At 30.5% G+C, this 3,228-nt stretch carries 3 protein-coding genes; 2 read left to right on the top strand and 1 reads right to left on the bottom strand.

Annotated elements, in window-relative coordinates:
* Nucleotides 1–414: 414 nt before the first annotated feature.
* Complete coding sequence (locus VFS71_RS10200; RefSeq protein ID WP_326401094.1) at nt 415–1,017, bottom strand: outer membrane beta-barrel protein; 603 nt, start codon at nt 1,015–1,017, stop codon at nt 415–417.
* A 314-nt stretch (nt 1,018–1,331) separates the two neighbouring features.
* On the opposite strand from VFS71_RS10200, the gene aroQ reads away from it, so the two are divergent.
* On the top strand, nt 1,332–1,745 hold the full coding sequence (gene aroQ, locus VFS71_RS10195; RefSeq protein WP_326401093.1) for a type II 3-dehydroquinate dehydratase: 414 nt from the start codon (nt 1,332–1,334) through the stop codon (nt 1,743–1,745).
* Nucleotides 1,746–1,832: 87 nt separating this feature from the next.
* The coding region (locus VFS71_RS10190; RefSeq protein WP_326401092.1) for a DUF5686 and carboxypeptidase regulatory-like domain-containing protein at nt 1,833–3,228 on the top strand (1,396 nt) is incomplete at its 3' end.

Raw genomic sequence — 3,228 nt, 5'->3', positions numbered from 1 at the left:
TAGCGAGGAAGGACTCGGAGCACCTTCTCCCGAATAATTCTGGCTAGCGACATTAATACCTCCTTTTAAACCAAATTGGGCCTTTTGTGCATTTGCAAACCCAAATATCAACACAGCAACTGCTGATAAAAAAAATTTTTTCATTTTTTTTTAAATTATAATAGTTATTTTCGGTAAAAATAGTGTTATTTTTTTCTTTAACGAAAAAATAACACTATTTTTCATATCAATCACAATAGCCACGCTAACCTTTTGACAATCAACAACATTGTTTTTACAACAATAAAAAATTAATAATAATTTTAAAAACCTTTTTTTTCAAATTGAATCAATTATTAGAATAAAACAAGAACCTTTTGCTTATAAAAAAAAACCTCTCGAATCGAGAGGTTTTGATAAATCGAAATAATTAAACTACCATTTATATAACAGTCCAAATTTTGGCTGAGCAAAAACATTGTTGAATAAATTCACATTAATCATTAAGTCACTAGTACTTGAACCATTTTCAGGGTTTGCATTATTATAGCTTAAAATTTCAGCTAGCGTAAATGTTGCAGCCCATTTTGGAGTGAAAAAATAATTGATTCCCAAATCAATATTAGCTTTAATACCATTATTAGTATTAGTACTACCATTTATATATTCTAATTTTGTGTGATTGTAACCCAATCCAGCTTCTCCAAATGCCTTGAAATTTCCCAGATTCAAGAAATAATATCTTGCAAATACACCAATTCCATACGAATTTGATTTGTCAAGATTGTTACTGTTAGGCAAATAAGATACCGATGAGATATTAAAATCACCACCTACGGCCCATTTTTCATCCAAAAAATAACCAAATTTAGGTGTTAACGCAAAATAATCGTCACTGCTGTCTCCAGTAGTTAAAGTAATTCCGCCCTCAAGCCACATATCCCCTTTTGAAAAAGTAGCTTTAGGCATTCCCGACTCTTGAGCATTTGCAAAACTAAAAGCAAAAACTGTCACTAATAATAAAATAATTTTTTTCATATTTTTTTGTTTTGTTTGTTAATACATCTATAAATGTACGAAAAAACAACTAGTATTTATCAACTAAAACTTAATTTAATATTAAAACAACCTCACAAAATTCTATTCATTAAAACTCAACAAAAAACGTAAACCATTATACAAAAATAGATTACAACAAAATAAAAAGAACAAATCATTCAATAAAATTCAAAAAGCGACTTTTTTCCTAACAAAAACATAACAATCCGTTTAATTTGAAAAAACAATGGATTTTTGACAAAAAGTACATCTTTAATCTATAGGGATTATTTATTTTTACAAAAACAAAAATTATGAAAATAGCCATCCTTAATGGTCCGAATTTAAATTTATTAGGAAAAAGAGAACCTGAAGTTTATGGAACTCAAACATTCGAAGATTATTTTGAACTTTTAAAAAACAAGTTTCCCCAGATAGAATTGACCTACTACCAAAGCAATATCGAAGGAGAACTAATTGGTAAAATACAAGAATTGGGCTTTACTTATGACGGTATTATCCTTAATGCTGGCGCTTATACACATACTTCCATAGGAATTGGCGATGCTATCAAAGCTGTAACCACTCCAGTAATCGAAGTTCATATTTCAAACACTTATGCCCGTGAAAGTTTCAGACATCAATCTTATATTTCCGGGAATGCCAAGGGAGTAATTTTAGGCTTTGGTTTAAAAAGTTATGATTTGGCAATTCAGTCATTTTTATAATATTTTTTTAACAAATCTTTACAATAAACCACTCCTATTTACATGTAACAATCTTACAAAAAAGCGTCAAACATTAAAATTCTAATTATGAAAAACGCTTTTTTGTTTCTTTTTCTAGTTACCGGTCTTTTTGTTTTTGCCCAAATTAAAGGCAAAATAACCGACGAAAAAGGAAATCCTCTGCCATCCGTTACCATTTACGAAGACAACACCTATAACGGAACAACTTCCAACGAGCAAGGCTTTTATGAATTAAACACAAAAAAGTTAGGTAAACACACCATTGTGTTTCAATTTTTAGGATTCAAAACTCAAAAACTAGCTTTAGACATTACCTCTTTTCCCCATAATTTGGATGTGAAATTAACAGAGGAAAGTTTTACTTTAAATGAGGTTATAATCAATCCCAAGGACAATCCTGCCAATCAAATTATAAAAAATGCCATTGCCAATAAAAAAGCAAACATTGAAAAAACAGCTAAATACAAAGCCGATTTTTATTCTCGTGGTATTTTTCGAATCAAAGATGCTCCGAAAAAGATTCTAGGAAAGAAATTAGACATGTTTGATGAAGTTCTTGATTCCACCCGAAGCGGAATCCTTTATTTATCGGAAACGGTTTCAAAAATTTCTTTTCAGAAACCTGACAAAATGAAGGAGACTATTATAGCCTCCAAAGTAAGCGGCAACGATAGTGGATTCAGCTTTAATAACGCTGCATCAGCCAATTTTGATTTTTATGATAATTACTTAGCTTTTGATGTAAATGTAGTTTCCCCAATTGCTGACAATGCTTTTAACTACTATAAATACAAACTGGAAGGTTCCTTTTACAATGAAAAAAACCAACAAATCAATAAAATAAAAGTCACACCAAAAAGAGAATCGGAACCGGTTATGGAAGGCTACATTTATATCGTAGATGACAGTTGGGCAATTTATGCCGTTGATGTTAACATTAAGGGAGAGCAAATGCAAAATCCTGCATTAAACTTATTAACTTTAAAACAAAACTTCAGTTACAATTCAGACTCCAAAATTTGGGTCAAAAACACCCAAACTATAGACTTTGTTTTTGGAATGTTAGGCATTAATGTTTCGGGAAAATTTACCTATGTCTTTTCCAATTTTGAATTTGAGCCAACATTTACAAAAAAAACGTTCACGAAAGAAGTATTGACTTTTGAAAAAAATGCAAACAAGAAAGAAGATGAATACTGGAATACCATTCGTCCAATTCCTTTAACCATTGAAGAAAGCACCGATTATACAAAGAAAGACATTCTACAAACCAAAAAGAAATCACAAACATATCTCGATTCTATAGACAAAAAGAATAATAAATTCCGTGTTTTTGATATTATTACTGGCTATAACTATAAAAATTCCTTTCAAAAATGGTCCGCCAATTATGATGGAATACTAACAGGGGTTAATTTCAACACTGTTCAAGGCTGGAAAATCGCTACTGGATTATCCTATA

Source organism: Flavobacterium sp. (assembly GCF_035760125.1).
Taxonomy (GTDB): domain Bacteria; phylum Bacteroidota; class Bacteroidia; order Flavobacteriales; family Flavobacteriaceae; genus Flavobacterium.
Note: the sequence above shows the minus strand (reverse complement) of the source record. Positions and strands in the feature narration are given on the sequence as shown.